Origin of the sequence: Micromonospora sp. D93 (assembly GCF_018070365.1) — a bacterium.
Lineage (GTDB): Bacteria > Actinomycetota > Actinomycetes > Mycobacteriales > Micromonosporaceae > Micromonospora > Micromonospora ureilytica.
Window position 1 is genome coordinate 79,175 of record NZ_JAGPXW010000029.1, and the last position, 16,845, is coordinate 96,019.

Genomic DNA, 16,845 nt, shown 5'->3' on the forward strand with positions numbered 1-16,845 from the left:
GCGGAGCACTGATGGCCGGCGCCCGGTCGCTCGCCGGCCGGGTACGGATACACGGCGGCCCCTCCTCGTCGGTCGTCGGCGCGGGTATCCAACTGACCGCCGACCTGGTGCTGACCTGCTGGCATGTCGTCGACGACGGCACCGGGGCGGCGGACCGGCCCGGGTTGCTCGTCGACACACCGAGCCACCCCGGCACCCTGGTCGCCGCCGAGGTGACCTGGTCGCGGGGTGTCGGCCCGGCGGGCGACGGCGACCTGGCGGTCCTGCGCTGCGCCACACCGCTGCCGTCCACCCCGGCCACCCTGGCCGATCGCGGCGACGACGAGTTCGACGTGCGGATCGTGGGTTTTCCGGCCAACACCCCGGCGTCCGTCATGGTGGTGGCGCGGGCCGTCGGGCCGGTCGACGCGAGCACCGGGTGGCGCCAACTCGACCGAATCTCCTCCGCCACGGCGGGAGTCGACAGGGGGTTCAGTGGTTCCGGGGTGTACGCCCCGGATGGTGCCGTGGTGGGCATGGTGCTTGCCCGCACGAGCGTCGGCCAGCAGTTGGTCGCCTGGATGCTGCCGGTCGGGCAGTGGCGTGCCCTGTTGCCGCCGGGCCTGTTGCCGCCTGCCCTGCTGCCGTCCGGCCCGCTGCCGGCCGTTGTCCGGGCGGCACCCGGGCCGCTCTCATTCGCGCAGAAGATGGCGCTGGCCCGACTGCTGGAGGAAATCCCGGTACTCCGGCACCCCGACAGCCGTCAATTGGTCATTCAGTCGTTGCCACCGCACATCAGTCGGATGGTGAACCCATTCGGACCATTGGGTCTCGACATGTTCGGCCTGATTCGGACGGGCTTAGAATACGAGGATGGGATCGCGGCGCTCTATCGCGTCCTGCTGTTGACGGAAGGGTCGGCGAGTCAGCCACTGCGGGCCTTCCGTGACCTTGCCGAGAGCCTCGGTCTGCTGACCGGTACGGAGGACAATCGGTGACGACGCCCCGGATGCCGAACGCCCAGGTGCAAGCCATCTGCGACGCGCTGCTGTCGATGAGCTCGATCAACGACGGAAAGACTCGTGCGCTCTACCTCGACGAGGTCGAGGGGGAGCTGCGTAAGCCACTGTCGGTGCCCCGGCACCCCGAGGTCCGCTACGACGTCTACCTCATCGTGCGCGCCTGCGCGCAGGAGCCCCGGGGCCTGTCCACGCTGTTGCAGGTCATCGGCAACTTCCACCCGGGCGCCGCCGCGGTCGTCTCCGCCCACCAGATCCACCTCTCCTGGCGCCTCGCGCAGTTGCTCACTGACGTCCCGACCGAGGTGGTGACCGGGGCCGCCGCGGCGGTCGCGGATCGTCAGTTGTCACCGGACGACCTGCCCGGCCTGGTGGCCGCCGTCGGCTGGCAACCGGCGGGTGACTGGCGGGCTCCGGCCGCCGTGGCGCTTGCGGGCCTGGTCCTCGCCGGCCTCGAGTCGGGCGAGAAGCCGTTGGAGCAGTGGTTGCGGGATGCGGCGGCGGCCCTGCAGTTGAGCGCCGCCGACCTCGACGATGTGCGCGTGGCTGCGAAGGCGCACTGGACGTCGCTACGATCCCCGCACCAGGCGGCACCGGCCGAGGCCGGTGGAGAGGAACCTGAATCCGACATGCGCAGGACGATCATCATCGAGGAGACGACGCCCCAACGATCCCGAACTCTCATTCGGGGCGGCGTCCCACCGCGCAACCTGTACTTCACCGGCCGGGAGAAGCAACTCGTCGCGCTCGACGAGCTGCTCTCGTCACAGCACCGGGCCTCGGTGCTGCCGGAAGCGGCACTGCGCGGTGTCGGTGGGGTCGGCAAGACCCAGCTCGCTGTCGAGTTCGCCTACCGGTACGCGGACCGTTACCAGCTGATCTGGTGGATGGCCGCCGAGGATCTCAGTGCGCTGCGTACCTCGATCGCGGCCCTCGGCGAGCGCCTCGGCCTGGCGGCGAGCGCCAGCCTGGAGCAGACCGTGCGGACGGTGCTCGACTCCCTGTCGACGAGTTCGCTCAGTTGGCTGCTGGTCTACGACAACGCCGACGACCCGCACGAGCTGGCCCCGCTCATGCCCTCGTCGAACCTCGTCGGCGAACGCGGCCACGTCCTCGTCACGTCGCGGAACATGGCCTGGTCGGCGACTGCCCTGACCCTGGACGTCGACGTGTTTACCCGGGCCGAGAGCGTGGAACTGCTGCTCAAGCGGCGTCCCGCGACCACCCCTGACGACGCCCGCCGGCTCGCCGCGGAGCTCGGCGACCTGCCACTGGCCCTGGAACAGGCCGCCAGTTGGCTGCTCACCATGCTGTCGTCGGTCGACGAATACCTCGTCGACCTGAAGGAACACGCCCGGGAGCTGCTGGGCGAGGGGCAGCCCCGGCAGTACCGGGGCACCGTGTTGACAGTGGTGTCGATGGCGCTCGCCGCGGTTCGCGAGCAGAATCCCGCCGCCGCGCAGCTGATCCAGCTACTCGCCTTCCTCAGCCCCGACCCGGTCCCGATGCGCCTGCTCTGGGAGGGGCGCCGCGCCGGGTTGGACGAACCGCTGCGCACCAGCCTCCAGGAGCGCAACGACATAGCCCGCGCCATCCGGCAACTGGCGTCGCTCGGGCTCGCGAAGGCGGACAACGCCGGCCGACATGTGCAGGTGCACCGGCTGGTGCAGGCGGTCCTCCGAGAAGGGCTCGCCGAGCAGGGCGACGACAGCCCGCTGACGAACGCCCGCCGGCTGCTGGCCGCCGCGAACCCGGGCTTCCCCGACGACCGGAGCACCTGGCCCCGCCACGCCGACATCGCGCCACACGTCCGCGTCGCCGGCCTGATCCACGGTGACCTCGACGCCCGCCGGACGGCGATGGACCAGCTGCGCTACATCTACAACCTGGGTGACTTCGAAGGCTGTCGGGACTTCGCCGAGGAGATCCTGGCCGCCTGGGACCAGCCCGGTCCGAACGGCGAGCGCAGCGGCGACCCGCTGACCCTGCTGGCGATGCGACGGTACGCGGACGCCCTGCGGCTACTCGCCGACCCGCGCGCGGCCGAGTTCGGCCTTGAGGCACTGGAGCGGATGCGGACGAGCCTCGGTGAGGAGCACGAGTACACCCTGGGCGCGGCGAACAGCGTCGGCGCTGACCTGCGGCGGATCGGCGACTTCGTGGCCGCCGCCGACCTGGACCGGCGCAACCTCGACGTGCACCGTCGGGTGCTCGGCGACGGGCATCCGAGCACGCTGCGGGTGATGAACTCGATGGCGATCAACCTTCGCCTGATCGGTGACTTCGAAGGGGCGTACCAGCTCAACCTCGAAGTGGCACGGCACGCCGGTGCGGCCGCGGAGGACGGCACCTATGCGCTGGTGCTGGCCCAGGAGGCCCAGGCGCGCGACCTCTACCTCCTGGGCCGGTACGCCGACGCGTTGGAACTGCTGGACAGCTCCCTGCCGGTGCAGCGTTCGCTGCTGGGCGCCGAGCACCTCACCGTGCTGCGCGCCACCTGCATCCACATCGCCTGCCTGCGCAAGACGGGGCGACTCGACGCCGCCGTGACCGAGGGCGCGGCCAACTACCGGCTGGTGACACGCCGTTTCGGGACCGACCATGTGCTGACCGCGGAGGCGGGCATGACCTGCGCCAACGCCATGCGCGCAGCGGGCGACGCGACCCAGGCGTACGCCCTGGCCGCCCAGGGGCACGCCACCTTCCGAGCCGTCTTCGGGGAGCGGCATCCGGTCACGCTCTGCGCCGCGGTCAACCTCGGTGTGATCCTGCGTGCTCGCAACTTCGACCGTGAGGCGCGGGAGCTGGGTGCGGCCACCTTGCAGGCGATGGGCGAGGCGCTGCCGCCCACCCATCCGTACCTGCTGAGCGCGCGCTCCGCGCAGGCGATCAACCTGGTCCGGTCGCACCGGCTGGAGCAGGCGCAGGTGCTCTCCGCGACAATCCTTGAGGACTCGCGTCGTCTGCGGGGGCCGGGGCATCCGTACACGCTCTACTGTGCGGTCAACGCGTCGGTCGATCTGATCGAGGTCGGCGAGGAGGTTCGGGGCCGCGAGCTGCTCGACGAGGCTGCCGCGGCGCTGGAGGCGTTGTTCGGGCCGGATCATCCGGAGGTGGACGCCGCGCGGGGTCAACGCCGCATCGAGTGCGACATCGAAACCGTCGGGCTGACCTGACGCCTCGTTCGGCGGCGGTGACGGCCGTGGGCGAGTCGCGGGTTCATCCGGTGGTGATCGTCGGTAGACGGGTGCGCTCGGCCTCCGCCACCTCCCGCCGTGCGGCGGCGTCAGCGGCCGCCGGCACCGGCACGGCGGCCAGCTGACCGATCCGTTCGGTCAGGCGATCCGCCCAGAGGCGCCCGGCCGAGGTGAGGCTTCCGGCCCGGCCGAGTTCGACAAGGGCGCGCTCCAGTTGCGCCCGTACCACCGCGAACCGCGCGGTGGCCTGGGCCGCCAGGTCCGGATGGGCGCGCAGCGCGGCCCACACCTCGGCGACGGCAGTGAACGCGTACGTGCCGTGCAGCAGCCCGCCGATCGGGCGGGGGTCGGGACGCCAGGGCGCGAAGTACCGCACCGGGTCGGTCGGTTCGTAGAGCTGAACCAGGCCGAGGACGGCGTTGAGTTTGCTGTGTTGCAGCTCGTGCACCATCGTCACGGCCAGGTCCACCGGGTCGAGATCGGCGTCGGCGGCGAACGCGCCGAAGGCGTCGGCGTGCGTGACGCTGTGCCCGCGCTCGGTGCCGTCGGCCAGTGGCACGAACGTGCTGATCCCGGCGGCCACCTCGGCGGCGTGCGTCGGGGCGTACGCGACGAGCAGGTGCCAGGCGTGCCCGACGGACCGTTCCAACGCCGCGGCCCGGGGTGGGGAGAGCCGGGCGGCGACCGGCAGACCGAAGCAGTCGCGGTAGGGGTCCAGGTCGTCGACGCGGAGGTCGAGGGTGACCCTCTGGTCGGTGAAGCGCCACCAGCGGATGGGCGTCCACTGTCGCCCGCTCAGGTCGGCAGGCGTCACGGTCGTGCTGCCGCCGGGTCGGCGCACCACCCCGAGGCCCGGCACGGGCACCAGCCCCGCACACGGTGTGACCGGCACCGCGGCGTCCGACCAACCACTGAGGCTGGCCGCCGCGAGCGCCGCGAACGGAAGGTAGTCCGGTCGACCGGTGGTGCCGTGCCGGACGCGATCGATCGCCCAGACGGCCAGCCACGGGTGATCGAGCAGCACGTCCACGGCGGCGGGGTCGAGGCGGTGGGCGTGGCCGAGTAGGTGCGCCGACGCCGCCAGGGCGTCGTCCCGATCGGCGAGGCCCTTGAGGACGAGCATCGTGCGGTTGCGTTGTGCGTGCCGCAGACCGCGGATGGAAGCGGGGCCTGCCCGGCCGTCGGCCAGGCGTGTGAACTCCGACCGGGTCAGGTGGAGTCGGCGCCGGGGTCGAGGAAGCTGTTCCAGCCGGACAGCGTCGTCTGCCGCGGAGTCTTCAGTGTCGCGACCAGTTCCTCGATCCATCGGGCCAGTTCCGGATCCTCGTCGCGTAGCAGGTGGCTCAGGCCCTGCGTCAACACGTCGACCACAACGAGGTGATCAGGTGCGGGTTGCTCAGTCATCGATGTCCCGGGTTGGCGCAGGCGTGCTGACATGAAAACACGTCTACGTCTGTGATCACCATCGGCTTACCGTCCGTCACCGCTCGCGGTCGGCGCTGAGCCACGACAGGCCGGGCACCTCGTACCGCCGCCGGATTGCGGCCGGCGGCGGTACGAGAGCCGTGGGTCAGTCGGCGGCCGCCTCGGCGGCGGCGTAGTCGCGGGCCACCCGGACCATCTCCACCAGACCGCCGGCGTACTCCTGGGACTCGCCGTGCGCCTCGTCGAACGGCGGCTGGAAGCCGACGCCCTCCCACTGGTTGGTCGCCGGGTTCCACAGGTCGTTGCCGACCTCGAAATCCCAGGCGAAGATGCCCAGCTCGTAGTAGAGCTGGTCGGCCGAGTTGCCGGCGGCGGAGTAGAGCACGTCGGCGACAGGTCCCGTCTGCGACGGCCAGGTGACGGTGCCGCGCTCCTGTGCGATGGCGCCGACGATCCGCCGGGCGCTGTTGAGGAACAGCGTCGACTCGTCGATCGACGGTCGCGGCAGGGTGACCCTACCGTCGGCCCGGTACGCCCCCGGCGGCCACATGAAGTACCCGCCGTAGGAGTGCACGTTCATCGCGAACTTGATGTTCGGGTGGTCCTCGGCGAGCGTGATCACGTTGCGGCTCTCCGCCTCGGACAGCTCGGCCGTGCCCGCGAAGGTGCCGGACAGGCAGTTGGCGCTGGCGCCCACGTAGCCGTCGAAGAACGACCCGACGGTGTAGTTGCGGTTGATGTCGACGCCCCACGAGGTGCGGTTCTTCGGGTCGCGGGCCGCCCCGGTGCAGTGGTTGACGAGATTCTTGCGCTGGAAGTTGAAGTCGTTGAACGAGTAGTTCGCGCCGTCCGGGTTGACCGTCGGGATGACGAAGATGTCGACCTGCTCCAGCAGCTCACGGGTGGCCGGGTCGGTCCGGGCGTTGGCCAGCATCCGCTCGGCGAACTCCAGCGTCACCAGCGGGGTGGCCCACTCCCGGGCGTGTTCCTGGGAGTACGCGAGCACCCCGACCCGGGAGCCGTCCCGGTGTACGCCGAGGCGTAGCGCCTGCACCGTCCACGGCCGTGCGGGCACCTCGGTGCCCTGGAGGCCGTCGTCGAGTCGGGTGGGGCCGGCGACGGGCATCGGCAACCCGGCCGAGCCGTCCTCGACAGTGGCCCGGAACCGGTCCGGTTGACGGGCGTTGATCGCCGCCGCTACCTCGTCGGTGGTGCTCACCGTCTTGCCGGCGGTGTCGGTGGCCAGCGACACGGTGAGGACGCGGTCGCGGTAGCCGACGGTCAGTGGCCGGTTCGCCCGGCCCGGGTCGACCGTCCGCACCTGTACGCCGTTCATGTTCTGGTCGCCGAAGCGGACCGACTCGACCACCACCGCCGCCACGGCCGGGTCGCCCAGGTACGCGGCGGCGGTGCGCCGATAGCCCTGGGTCTTGTTCGGTAGGTCGATCACCTCCACCAGGTCCCGGTACTGGCGGGCCAACCGCTTGATCCGTGCCTGGATGTCCACGGGCGTCAGGTACGCGTCGATGAAGTTCTTCTGGTAGCCGGTCGGCAGCGGCGGTGGGGAGGCATTCGGCCAGAGCGTCGGCGTGATCGCCCGGCTGACCCCGCCGAGGCTGGAGGTGGCGCTCAGCTGAACCGGTCGGCTCGGCACCGGCTGGGGGAGGGCGTAGTGGTACTGGTACTCGCCGGAGTCCTCGAATCGGAACAGCGGGAACGAGCCGGTGGCGCCGTCCGCCGTCCGCCAACTGACGGTGATCTCCACATCCGGGTCGTCGGTTGCGGTGGTGGCCACCTGGGCCTGCAGGAAGGTCTGTCCGGTCGTCGTCCACCAGTACGCCTGCTGCACCTGGAGGGTGTCCACGGCAGCGGTGCTGGACCGCTGGCCGGGGGCCGGCGTGCGCAGTCCGGCGGCGGTGCGGGCCTGGGCCGCGCGGACGCTGTCGACGTAGTGCCGGTTCCCGTCCCCGGCGCGTTGCACGATCTGCACGGCCGTCGCGCCCTGGGCGGTCAGTTCGGCGAGCTGTGTGCCGCTGAGCACCAGGTCGGCGATGATCCGGCCGTCCCGCGCTCGGGGCCGGTTGGCCAGGTCCGCGCCGGTGGCGACGAGCCGGTCCAGCTGGGCCTGGTCGCGGAGCTGGACTCGGACCAGTGCGGTTTCGGTGGCGCTCAGAGTGATCGGCGCGGCCGGGGCCGCGGGTGCCGCCGCTGCGGAAGCGGGATGGGACAACACTGCGCTGAACAGGATCACTGTGGTGGCTGCAGCTGTCCACCGTCGTCGGACGATCATGTGCCCTCCTGTGACGGACGTCGATGTGCTTGGTCCTTACACCAGTGCACAGATCGACACCTGTCAAGGTAAGAGTGCCGCCTCCGTCCCTCCGCCGTTGATCCCGTGACATCTGCGCGAGTTCTGGAGCAACCCTCCGGGCCAGACCTCGCGTGACTAACTCGAAACGGGGATCGGAGGCCTGAATGAGCGATCGCGACGAGGCGTTCGCCGAGTACTTCGCTGCACGGTCCGGTGTCATGCGCGGCACCGCGTACCTGCTGTGCGGCGACTGGCACCGTGCCGAAGACCTGGTCCAGACGGCGTTCGTCAAGCTCTACCGGGTCTGGAACCGGGTATCCCGGCACGAGGTGCTCGACAGCTACGTGCGCCAGATCCTGATCCGGACCTTCCTCGACGAGCGCCGTCGCGGCTGGTGGCGGCGTGAACGGGTGGGCGGCGAGGACGCCGAGCAGGCGGCCCCGTCGGACTCGCCGGAGAGCCGACTGGTGCTGCTCCAGGCGCTGTCCCGGGTGGCGCCGCGTCAGCGGGCCGTGCTGGTTCTGCGGTACTGGGAGGACCTGTCGATCGAGGACGTCGCGGCGCTGTTGGAGTGTTCTCCAGGGACGGTGAAGAGCCAGGCGGCACGCGGGCTCGACACGTTGCGCGGCCTCCTGACACCCACCTACAGCGGGATCGAGATGGGAGAACGATGAACGAGGACGAGTTGCGCGAGGGGCTCCGCAGCGAGATGGCGGGGACAACCCCACCACCACCCTTGAGTACGACAGCCGCGCTCGGCGCGGCACGGCGGACGCACTTCCGCCGACGCGCGCTGTGGGCGTTCCTCGGTTCGGTGGCTGTCGTGCTGGCGGTCACCGGCTTCGCGGCCGTCGCCACTCCGGACGGCCACCTCTATCAACCGGCGGGGCAGGGGCCACTGGCTTCTCCGGACACCAAGGAGCCGTGGCCGACCGGGCCGGACGGGCAACCGCAGGAGGACCGGACCGCGCGGGCCGGGTCCAGGTACGAGCAGGGTTCTCACCTGCTCAGCGAGGCCGTCTCGGTCATACCGTCCGGCTTCACCACGCCGGAGGACCCGTCGAGCCAGTCCGCCGAGGAGCGGACGCTGCGGACCCACCAGGCGCAGTTCGAGGACAAGGTGGGCGGCGTCGACGTGTGGAGCTACTCCTCCTCCGTCGCCGTGGCACAGAACAAGGGCACCGGGCGCGTGATCGTCGAGGTGTACGCCGCCGGCAACCAGCTGCCGACCGAGCCGTGCGACCTGGCCCAGAAATTCTGGGGCATGCGGGGCGAATGCCAGGTCGAAACCGTCGGGACGGCGCGGGTCGGCGTGGTGGCCCGACCGAGCGGCGATGATCGGCTCGACCAGTGGTCGGCGTACCGGCACCCGGACGGGGTGGTGGTCTTCGTGGCGCAGGGCGTGCGGCTGGACGAGAGCCGGCCGGCGTTGACGAAGCTGCCGTTCTCGGTGCCGCAGTTGGCCTCGCTCGCGGTCGACGAACGGTTCCACCTGAAGTGACACGGCAACTCGGCCTCGCCGAGGAGGCCCAGGTGCCGGCACCGTGCCGTTCACCTGGGCCGTGCCGTTCTCTCAGCGGCGCGCCGTGAGGGGCACGAGGACGAGGAGGGCAATGCCGAGCGTGGCAGCGCCGACAGCCCACCACCAGAAGAATCCCGAGAAGGCCGAGGCGACCAGGAGCCCCACGCCGAGACCGGCCAGCAGGCCGAGTGCGAACAGGGCCCGTGGCGGCAGGGCGAGGTACGGCAGGCGTCGTATCACCAGCACCTCCAGCCAGGTGCCGCCCGCCGTCAGCAGCGCTGCGCCGACCCCGTCCACGGCGGACAGCCCGTGACCCTCACTGATGGGCACGAGAACCCTGCCCTCGTCACCGGCCGGGACGAAGAGGACCAGCACACCGACGACGACGAGCAGAGCGGCAGTGACGACCTGCCTGCGTGGGGCGCCCGCACCAACGGATGACATCGCTACAGTCTCGGCCGTCCGCCATCGTCTGCACAGGAGCCGTATCGGCGAACATCGAACTTCCGGCGCCCCGGCTGGTCGTCGCGCACCCGCTCGGGCATCGCACAGGTGCAGGCCGCGTACCAAAATGCCCTCCGACCTGGGGCCGGAGGGCGTTGGAGCGGGCGACGAGAATCGAACTCGCGTAGTCAGTTTGGAAGACTGAAGCTCTACCATTGAGCTACGCCCGCGTGTATCCCGCCGAAACGGGACGCGCCCACAGCGTACCCAATGCCGGTGCCCGACGCGTAACCGCGCCACCGCCCGCGGTGCCGCGTCGTCCCCGACCCGGCGGCACGGCAGCCCAAGATCCGCACAACATCCAGGATGTAGTGGCCTCGTGGAGCGCGGAGACCACTGCATCAGTGAAGTTGTGCGGATCTTGGAGCCGCCCTGCGGACCTGGGTGCGGAGCCCGCGGGGTGGAATTGTGGTTTTCGGGGGTTTTGTCCGGGTGGGGGATGCCCCGGCACCGACTGAGGCGTGACGACGGCATAGACTGCACGTCGCCACGGGGTGTGGCGCAGCTTGGTAGCGCACTCGCTTTGGGAGCGAGGGGCCGTGGGTTCAAATCCCGCCACCCCGACTGTCGTCCGCGGCCGGGCCCACCCGGGTGCCGCCCAGTGCGGCCCCCGGGCGATGCCGGAGCGTCAGGCCGGCTCGCCTACACTCGATGGGCTGAATCACGCCCAGACTCAACTGAGATCCGTCAAGGAGTACGCCTGTGAAGAGCACCGTCGAGACTCTGAGCCCGACGCGCGTGCGGCTCGCCATCGAGGTGCCGTTCGTCGAGCTCGAGCCGAGCCTCAAGAAGGCGTACCGGGAGATCGGTTCGCAGGTCCAGGTTCCGGGCTTCCGCCGGGGCAAGGTGCCGACCGCGGTGATCGACCAGCGGGTGGGCCGGGGCACCGTCCTCAACGAGGCGGTCCAGGAGGCCATCCCGGAGAACATCCTCGCCGCCGTGCGCGAGCACGACCTGAAGACGCTGGGGCGCCCGGAGGTCGAGATCACCGAGTTCAACGACGGTGACTCGCTGAACTTCACGGCCGAGGTCGACGTCCGCCCGGAGATCACCATCCCGGACGCGAGCACCATCGAGGTGACCGTCGACGAGCTGCAGATCGACGAGACCGAGATCGACGAGCAGGTGAAGAACCTGCGGGAGCGTTTCGCGACCCTCAAGACCGTCGAGCGGGCCGCCGCCGAGGGCGACTTCGTCCAGATCGACCTCAACGCCACCGTCGACGGCGAGGACGTGCCGGGCGGCCAGGCGAGCAACATCTCCCACGAGGTGGGCAGCAAGCAGCTCCTGCCGGGCCTGGACGAGGCCGTGGTCGGGCTTGCCGCCGGTGACGACACCACCTTCACCACCCAGCTGGTCGGCGGCGACTTCGCCGGTCGGGACGCCGAGGTGGCGGTGACCGTGCGCACGGTCAAGGAGAAGGAGCTGCCGGAGCTGAACGACGAGTTCGCCCAGATGGCGAGCGAGTTCGACACGATCGAGGAGCTGCGCGGCGACCTGCGGGCCCGGGTCAACCAGGGCAAGCAGGTCGAGCAGATCTACGCCGCTCGGGACAAGGCCCTCGCCGAGCTGGTCGAGGCCGCCGAGATCCCGGCCCCGGAGGGTGTCGTCCGCGAGGAGGTCGAGAGCCGCAAGCAGGCGATGGTCGACCAGCTGGAGCGGATCGGCGCCTCGATGGAGGAGTACCTCGCGGCCGAGGACAAGACCGAGGAGCAGATCGACGCCGAGCTGACCGAGGCGGCGACCGAGGGCGTCAAGGTCCAGCTCCTGCTGGACACGCTTGCCGACGCGGAGGACGTGCAGGTCTCCGACGACGAGTTCGGGCACGAGATCGTGCACCGGGCGCAGCGTGCCGGGATGGCCCCGCAGCAGTACTACGACCAGCTGGTGCGCTCCGGCGCGGCCGCAGCGGTCTTCGGTGACGTGCGGCGGGGCAAGGCCCTCGCGGCCGTCATGGAGAAGATCACGATCAAGGACTCGGCCGGCAACGGGATCACCCTCGACGCGCTGCGCGCCGCCAACGAGGCGGAGCACAACCACGACCACTGATCGTCGGGTGCGGCCGCCGTCCGCCGCTCAGCGGTGGACGGCGGCCGTTTCCCTTTCCGGGTACGCCCGGGCAGCAAGCACTGCCGGGGACGCCCGGAAGCCCGCGCCGCGGGTACGCCCGACACAGCTGCGCTGAGAGCGAACACTGCCCCGACCGGGACTCTGCCGCCTCGCACAGCGGTTAGTGTCGGGAAAGACGGTACGGAGAGCGAAGGGCTGCCATGACCGACATGCACATCCCCAAGAAGTCGCTCCGGGCGATTGACGCGCGCGGTGGCGACTCCATTGGCAACCTCGACGACTCGGTCTACAACCGGTTGCTCAAGGAACGCATCATCTTCCTGGGCAGTGAGGTGACCGACCAGGTCGCCAACCGCATCTGCGCGCAGCTGCTGCTGCTCGCCGCGGAGGACCCGGACCGCGACATCAACCTGTGGATCAACTCGCCGGGTGGCTCGGTCTACTCCGGCATGGCGATCTACGACACCATGCAGTTCATCGACAACGACGTGTCGACCGTGGCGATGGGCATGGCTGCCTCAATGGGTCAGCTGCTGCTCTGCGCGGGCACCAAGGGCAAGCGGTACGCCCTGCCCCACGCACGGATCATGATGCACCAGCCGTCCGGTGGTCTGGGCGGCACGGCGTCCGACATCGCCATCCAGGCGGAGCAGATGCTCTACACGAAGCGGATGTTCCAGGAGCGGGTCGCGCACCACACCGGCCAGAGCCAGTCGCAGATCGAGGCCGACTCGGACCGGGACCGTTGGTTCACCGCCCAGGAGGCCATGGACTACGGCTTCATCGACAAGGTGATCATCGGGGCCGCACAGGTTCCGGATGGCGCCGGGACCCTGAGCTGAGGAGCTGACGATGACCGATCTGAGCCTGCCGCCCCAGTTCGCGGCCGTGCACAACCGCTACGTGCTGCCGTCGTTCGTCGAGCGCACGTCGTACGGGGTCAAGGAGTCGAACCCGTACAACAAGCTCTTCGAGGACCGGATCATCTTCCTCGGCGTCCAGGTGGACGACGCGTCGGCCAACGACGTGATGGCCCAGCTGCTGACGCTCGAGGGCACCGACCCGGACCGCGACATCATCATGTACATCAACTCGCCGGGTGGGTCGTTCACCGCCATGACGGCGATCTACGACACCATGCAGTACGTCCGTCCGGACATCTCGACGGTCTGCCTCGGGCAGGCCGCGAGCGCGGCGGCGGTGCTGCTCTCGGCGGGCACTCCGGGTAAGCGGATGGCCCTGCCGAACTCGCGGATCATCATCCACCAGCCGGCCACCGAGGGCGGCTACGGGCAGGGCTCGGACATCGAGATCCAGGCCCGGGAGATCCTGCGGATGCGTACGCAGCTGGAGGACATGCTGTCCCGCCACTGCAACCGCCCGATCGAGCAGGTTCGCAAGGACATCGACCGTGACAAGATCATGACGGCCGAGGAGTCCAAGGAGTACGGGCTGGTCGACACGATCCTGACCAGTCGTAAGAAGGGTCTGCTGGCGGCCAACGCCGCCCGCTGAGCTGTATCGGGTCAGAGGTTGGCCGGGGCGTGAGTTCCTGGCCGACCTCTGACACACCCGTTTTGGGGGTCGGAGAATGCCCCGCCAGCGGGTAACGTCGGGTCCGTACCGCTTCGCCGGTTCGGCCGGCGGCGCGAACCAAGCCGGGCGGCGCGCAACGTCCGCAGGTCAGGGCCGGGTCTCCGGCCGATGAGTGCAGGGAGAACGTAGGTGGCACGGATCGGTGACGGCGGCGACCTACTGAAATGCTCCTTCTGCGGCAAGTCGCAGAAGCAGGTCAAGAAGCTCATCGCGGGCCCAGGGGTCTACATCTGCGACGAGTGCATCGATCTCTGTAACGAGATCATCGAAGAGGAGCTGGCCGAGTCCGGCGAGGTGAAGTGGGAAGAGCTTCCCAAGCCGATGGAGATCTGCCAGTTCCTCGACACCTACGTCGTGGGACAGGATCAGGCCAAGAAGGCGCTCGCGGTCGCGGTCTACAACCACTACAAGCGCATCCAGGCCGAGGCGGCCAACGCGCCCGGCTCCGGCAGTGACGCCGTCGAGCTGGCCAAGTCCAACATCCTGCTGCTCGGCCCGACGGGGTGCGGCAAGACCCACCTGGCGCAGACCCTCGCCCGGATGTTGAACGTCCCGTTCGCCATCGCCGACGCCACAGCGCTGACCGAGGCGGGCTACGTCGGCGAGGACGTGGAGAACATCCTCCTCAAGCTGATCCAGGCCGCCGACTACGACATCAAGCGCGCCGAGACCGGCATCATCTACATCGACGAGGTCGACAAGATCGCCCGCAAGTCGGAAAATCCGTCGATCACGCGGGACGTCTCCGGTGAGGGTGTGCAGCAGGCCCTGCTCAAGATGCTTGAGGGCACGACGGCCAACGTGCCGCCGCAGGGTGGCCGCAAGCACCCGCACCAGGAGTTCATCCAGATCGACACCACAAACGTGCTGTTCATCTGTGGTGGCGCGTTCGCCGGCCTCGACCAGATCATCGAGTCCCGCACCGGGCAGGGCGGCACCGGCTTCGGCGCCCGGCTCCGGTCGGTGTCCGATCGGTCGACCGACGACATCTTCAGCCAGGTCATGCCGGAGGACATGCTCAAGTTCGGGCTGATCCCCGAGTTCGTCGGCCGGCTGCCGGTGATCACCAACGTGCGCAGCCTGGACCGCAGCGCCCTCGTACGGATCCTCACCGAGCCGCGCAACGCCCTGGTCCGGCAATACCAGCGCCTGTTCGAGCTGGATGGTGTCGAGCTCGAGTTCGACGAGCCGGCGTTGGAAGCCATCGCCGACCAGGCGATGCTGCGGGGCACCGGTGCCCGTGGTCTTCGGGCCATCATCGAGGAGGTCCTGCTCTCCGCGATGTACGAGGTGCCGAGCAACCCCGACGCCGCCCGCGTGCTGATCACCCGCGAGGTCGTCCTGGAGAACGTCAACCCGACGATCGTGCCGCGTGAGTTCACCGGGCGCCGGGCCCGGCGCGACCGCGAAGAGAAGTCCGCCTGATCCTTTCCGCGTCACGCCGGCCGTCCGATCCTGACGCGGCCGGCGTGATCGTGTTCGGCGGCCGCTCGCCCGTGACCAACCGGGCGGCTGACCAAATCGTGACGCTGTCCGTGAGCACCCTCCAGCCGTACCCTTTGCTCATGCGTGTCGCCGTCTGTCAGCTGAACGCCCGGGACGACCGTAAGGCCAATCTGGCGGCCGCGGAGGCCCTACTGGAGCGCGCCGCCGCCGGCGGCGCGGATCTCGCCGTCCTCCCGGAGTACGTCGACTACCTGGGTCCCGCCGCTGGGCTGCCCGAACCGGAGCCGGTCGACGGGGAGGTGGGCAGCTTCTTCGCCGGGGTCGCCCGGCGGCTCGGGATCTGGTTGGTAGCCGGCTCATTCCACGAGGCCGGCCCGGACCCGGACCACACCTGGAACACGTCGCTGGTCTTCGACCGTTCCGGCAGCCTGGCCGCGAGCTACCGCAAGATCCATCTGTACGACGTGGAGATCCCCGGCCGGGTCTCCTACCGGGAGTCGGCGAGCGTCGCGCCCGGGGTGCAACCGGTGGTGGTCGACGTCGAGGGGCTGCGGGTCGGCCTCTCGATCTGTTACGACCTGCGCTTCCCGGAGCTGTACCGGTTGCTCGCGTCCGACGGCGGCGCGCAGCTGCTGGTGGTGCCAGCCGCATTCATGATGCACACCGGGCGGGACCACTGGGAGGTTCTGCTGCGGGCCAGGGCGATCGAGAACCAGTGTTTCGTGGCGGCGGCCGGTCAGACCGGCGACCACGAGCCGGGCCGCACCTGCTTCGGGCGCAGCATGGTGGTCGACCCATGGGGGACGGTCATCGCCCAGGTGCCGGACGGCCCGGGGGTCTCCCTCGTCGACCTGGATCTCGATCGGCTCGACGTGATCCGCGCCGAGCTGCCCAGCCTGGCCAACCGCCGGCTCTGAGCCTCAGCCCTCCAGCAGGACGCCGATCACCGCGAACCCGGCGATGGCCGCTGCGGTGACCAGTAGCGCCGTGGTCATCCGGGACCTGCCCCGTCGGGCCAGTCGTCCGACCGAGAGCACGAGTACGACCAGCACGACCGCACCGATCACCACCTGCCAGAACGGCCCGATGAGGCCGAGCAGCGCCTGCTCGGCGAACACCCTGGAACCGTGCCCGGACTCATCCATGCCTGACACTCTGGCACGTTGAGGTGGCCCGCGTCCTCGCCTGTACCGAGGAGCGCGGCAGGCGGCTCGCCCGAACCAGTGATGAACCCTGATTTGCCTTCTCCGGGCTGTCCGCGTAACTTTCTCTCTGCACGGGGGAGGCCGGACAAACGGGCCGAGAACGGGCGCCAGGCTCGTGGCGGGAACGCCGAGCGAGACTGAGGATCGGGCGGTGCGGGACACCCCGGAAGCGGGGTTGCGAACGCGAAGCCGACCGGGTAGAGTTCTGAAGCCGGCAGGAGCCGGGCAGAGAGCCGCGAAGCGGCGATCGGCCGGTCTGCGGTTTCCCACGACAGAAACGAACGTCGGAAACGACGCGCGTCATCGTGGAGTCGAACAAGTAAGAGTATCCGCAATGTCGGGTGAAGCACGACGAACCGCGAAATATCGGTTTGACACGGCGGAAACGAGCGGGTAACGTAGTAAAAGTGCCTGGCGCTGAAAGCGCCGGTGTGCGGAGCGGTAAAAGCCCCGAGATGGGTTCCACTGTGGTGGGGCTTCTGGTCGGTGTGTGGTTGTTCTTTGAGAACTCAACAGGGTGCTTGTAAAGCCAGTGCCAATTATGATTTATACCCCGGACTGGTCAGTTTTT

The 16,845-nt window shown here is 69.6% G+C and carries 14 protein-coding genes and 2 tRNA genes; 10 read left to right on the forward strand and 6 right to left on the reverse strand.

Features of this window, described 5'->3' with window-relative positions; translation table 11 throughout:
- Window positions 1-11: 11 nt before the first annotated feature.
- The gene (locus tag KBX71_RS26635; protein ID WP_210820543.1) at window positions 12-977 is read left to right on the forward strand and encodes a trypsin-like peptidase domain-containing protein; all 966 of its coding nucleotides are present in this window, start codon (window positions 12-14) and stop codon (window positions 975-977) included.
- On the forward strand, window positions 974-4,174 hold the full coding sequence (gene fxsT, locus KBX71_RS26640) for an FxSxx-COOH system tetratricopeptide repeat protein (RefSeq protein ID WP_210820544.1): 3,201 nt from the start codon (window positions 974-976) through the stop codon (window positions 4,172-4,174). The genes KBX71_RS26635 and fxsT overlap by 4 nt, the downstream gene beginning before the upstream one ends.
- A gap of 43 nt (window positions 4,175-4,217) precedes the next feature.
- On the opposite strand, the gene KBX71_RS26645 is transcribed toward fxsT, so the two are convergent.
- The 3 genes from KBX71_RS26645 to KBX71_RS26655 all read right to left on the reverse strand — a co-directional run bounded on the left by KBX71_RS26645 (window position 4,218) and on the right by KBX71_RS26655 (window position 7,910).
- Complete coding sequence (locus tag KBX71_RS26645; protein WP_247684155.1) at window positions 4,218-5,318, reverse strand: HEXXH motif-containing putative peptide modification protein; 1,101 nt, start codon at window positions 5,316-5,318, stop codon at window positions 4,218-4,220.
- An 86-nt stretch (window positions 5,319-5,404) separates the two neighbouring features.
- A complete protein-coding gene (locus KBX71_RS26650) occupies window positions 5,405-5,599 on the reverse strand; it encodes a hypothetical protein (protein ID WP_210820546.1) in 195 nt (64 codons plus the stop codon).
- Window positions 5,600-5,765: 166 nt separating this feature from the next.
- Entirely contained in the window at window positions 5,766-7,910 is a 2,145-nt protein-coding gene (locus KBX71_RS26655) for a M14 family zinc carboxypeptidase (protein WP_210820547.1), read from the reverse strand.
- A 185-nt stretch (window positions 7,911-8,095) separates the two neighbouring features.
- On the opposite strand from KBX71_RS26655, the gene KBX71_RS26660 reads away from it, so the two are divergent.
- Together KBX71_RS26660 and KBX71_RS26665 are read left to right on the forward strand one after the other, a co-directional pair.
- Complete coding sequence (locus KBX71_RS26660) at window positions 8,096-8,605, forward strand: SigE family RNA polymerase sigma factor (RefSeq protein WP_210820548.1); 510 nt, start codon at window positions 8,096-8,098, stop codon at window positions 8,603-8,605.
- Window positions 8,602-9,432, forward strand: coding sequence for a hypothetical protein (locus KBX71_RS26665; RefSeq protein ID WP_210820549.1), 831 nt, complete (start codon window positions 8,602-8,604; stop codon window positions 9,430-9,432). The genes KBX71_RS26660 and KBX71_RS26665 overlap by 4 nt, the downstream gene beginning before the upstream one ends.
- Before the next feature lie 72 nt (window positions 9,433-9,504).
- Here the strand turns inward: KBX71_RS26665 and KBX71_RS26670 are convergent, their stop codons facing one another.
- Together KBX71_RS26670 and KBX71_RS26675 are read right to left on the reverse strand one after the other, a co-directional pair.
- A complete protein-coding gene (locus tag KBX71_RS26670) occupies window positions 9,505-9,897 on the reverse strand; it encodes a hypothetical protein (protein ID WP_210820550.1) in 393 nt (130 codons plus the stop codon).
- 156 nt (window positions 9,898-10,053) lie between these two features.
- Window positions 10,054-10,127 (reverse strand) — tRNA-Gly (locus KBX71_RS26675).
- Window positions 10,128-10,447: 320 nt separating this feature from the next.
- On the opposite strand from KBX71_RS26675, the gene KBX71_RS26680 reads away from it, so the two are divergent.
- The 6 genes from KBX71_RS26680 to KBX71_RS26705 all read left to right on the forward strand — a co-directional run bounded on the left by KBX71_RS26680 (window position 10,448) and on the right by KBX71_RS26705 (window position 15,986).
- Window positions 10,448-10,521, forward strand: a tRNA-Pro gene (locus KBX71_RS26680).
- Between the two features lie 138 nt (window positions 10,522-10,659).
- Window positions 10,660-12,006, forward strand: coding sequence for a trigger factor (gene tig / locus KBX71_RS26685; RefSeq protein WP_210820551.1), 1,347 nt, complete (start codon window positions 10,660-10,662; stop codon window positions 12,004-12,006).
- A 221-nt stretch (window positions 12,007-12,227) separates the two neighbouring features.
- Window positions 12,228-12,869 (forward strand): ATP-dependent Clp protease proteolytic subunit, encoded by a 642-nt coding sequence (locus KBX71_RS26690; protein ID WP_007464111.1) that lies wholly within the window; start codon window positions 12,228-12,230, stop codon window positions 12,867-12,869.
- Between the two features lie 10 nt (window positions 12,870-12,879).
- Window positions 12,880-13,542 carry an ATP-dependent Clp protease proteolytic subunit gene (locus KBX71_RS26695; RefSeq protein WP_030333536.1) on the forward strand — a complete coding sequence of 221 codons (663 nt, stop codon included), beginning with the start codon at window positions 12,880-12,882 and terminating at the stop codon, window positions 13,540-13,542.
- Window positions 13,543-13,752: 210 nt separating this feature from the next.
- Complete coding sequence (gene clpX, locus KBX71_RS26700; protein ID WP_124822673.1) at window positions 13,753-15,048, forward strand: ATP-dependent Clp protease ATP-binding subunit ClpX; 1,296 nt, start codon at window positions 13,753-13,755, stop codon at window positions 15,046-15,048.
- A gap of 140 nt (window positions 15,049-15,188) precedes the next feature.
- The gene (locus tag KBX71_RS26705; RefSeq protein ID WP_210820552.1) at window positions 15,189-15,986 is read left to right on the forward strand and encodes a carbon-nitrogen hydrolase family protein; all 798 of its coding nucleotides are present in this window, start codon (window positions 15,189-15,191) and stop codon (window positions 15,984-15,986) included.
- A 3-nt stretch (window positions 15,987-15,989) separates the two neighbouring features.
- Here KBX71_RS26705 and KBX71_RS26710 read toward each other — a convergent pair whose 3' ends face one another.
- Window positions 15,990-16,214: a hypothetical protein gene (locus KBX71_RS26710; protein ID WP_210820553.1), complete on the reverse strand. Its 225-nt coding sequence runs from the start codon at window positions 16,212-16,214 to the stop codon at window positions 15,990-15,992.
- Between the last annotated feature and the right edge of the window lie 631 nt (window positions 16,215-16,845).

What these genes read in the sequence shown, in the direction of transcription:
- KBX71_RS26695 (WP_030333536.1), top strand. Translation starts at nt 12,880, where the DNA reads ATGACCGATCTGAGCCTGCCGCCCCAGTTCGCGGCCGTGCACAACCGC.
- KBX71_RS26705 (WP_210820552.1), top strand. Translation starts at nt 15,189, where the DNA reads ATGCGTGTCGCCGTCTGTCAGCTGAACGCCCGGGACGACCGTAAGGCC.
- KBX71_RS26665 (WP_210820549.1), top strand. Translation starts at nt 8,602, where the DNA reads ATGAACGAGGACGAGTTGCGCGAGGGGCTCCGCAGCGAGATGGCGGGG.
- KBX71_RS26670 (WP_210820550.1), bottom strand. Translation starts at nt 9,897, where the DNA reads ATGTCATCCGTTGGTGCGGGCGCCCCACGCAGGCAGGTCGTCACTGCC.
- KBX71_RS26690 (WP_007464111.1), top strand. Translation starts at nt 12,228, where the DNA reads ATGACCGACATGCACATCCCCAAGAAGTCGCTCCGGGCGATTGACGCG.
- KBX71_RS26710 (WP_210820553.1), bottom strand. Translation starts at nt 16,214, where the DNA reads ATGGATGAGTCCGGGCACGGTTCCAGGGTGTTCGCCGAGCAGGCGCTG.
- KBX71_RS26660 (WP_210820548.1), top strand. Translation starts at nt 8,096, where the DNA reads ATGAGCGATCGCGACGAGGCGTTCGCCGAGTACTTCGCTGCACGGTCC.
- KBX71_RS26650 (WP_210820546.1), bottom strand. Translation starts at nt 5,599, where the DNA reads ATGACTGAGCAACCCGCACCTGATCACCTCGTTGTGGTCGACGTGTTG.
- KBX71_RS26645 (WP_247684155.1), bottom strand. Translation starts at nt 5,318, where the DNA reads ATGCTCGTCCTCAAGGGCCTCGCCGATCGGGACGACGCCCTGGCGGCG.
- KBX71_RS26655 (WP_210820547.1), bottom strand. Translation starts at nt 7,910, where the DNA reads ATGATCGTCCGACGACGGTGGACAGCTGCAGCCACCACAGTGATCCTG.
- KBX71_RS26635 (WP_210820543.1), top strand. Translation starts at nt 12, where the DNA reads ATGGCCGGCGCCCGGTCGCTCGCCGGCCGGGTACGGATACACGGCGGC.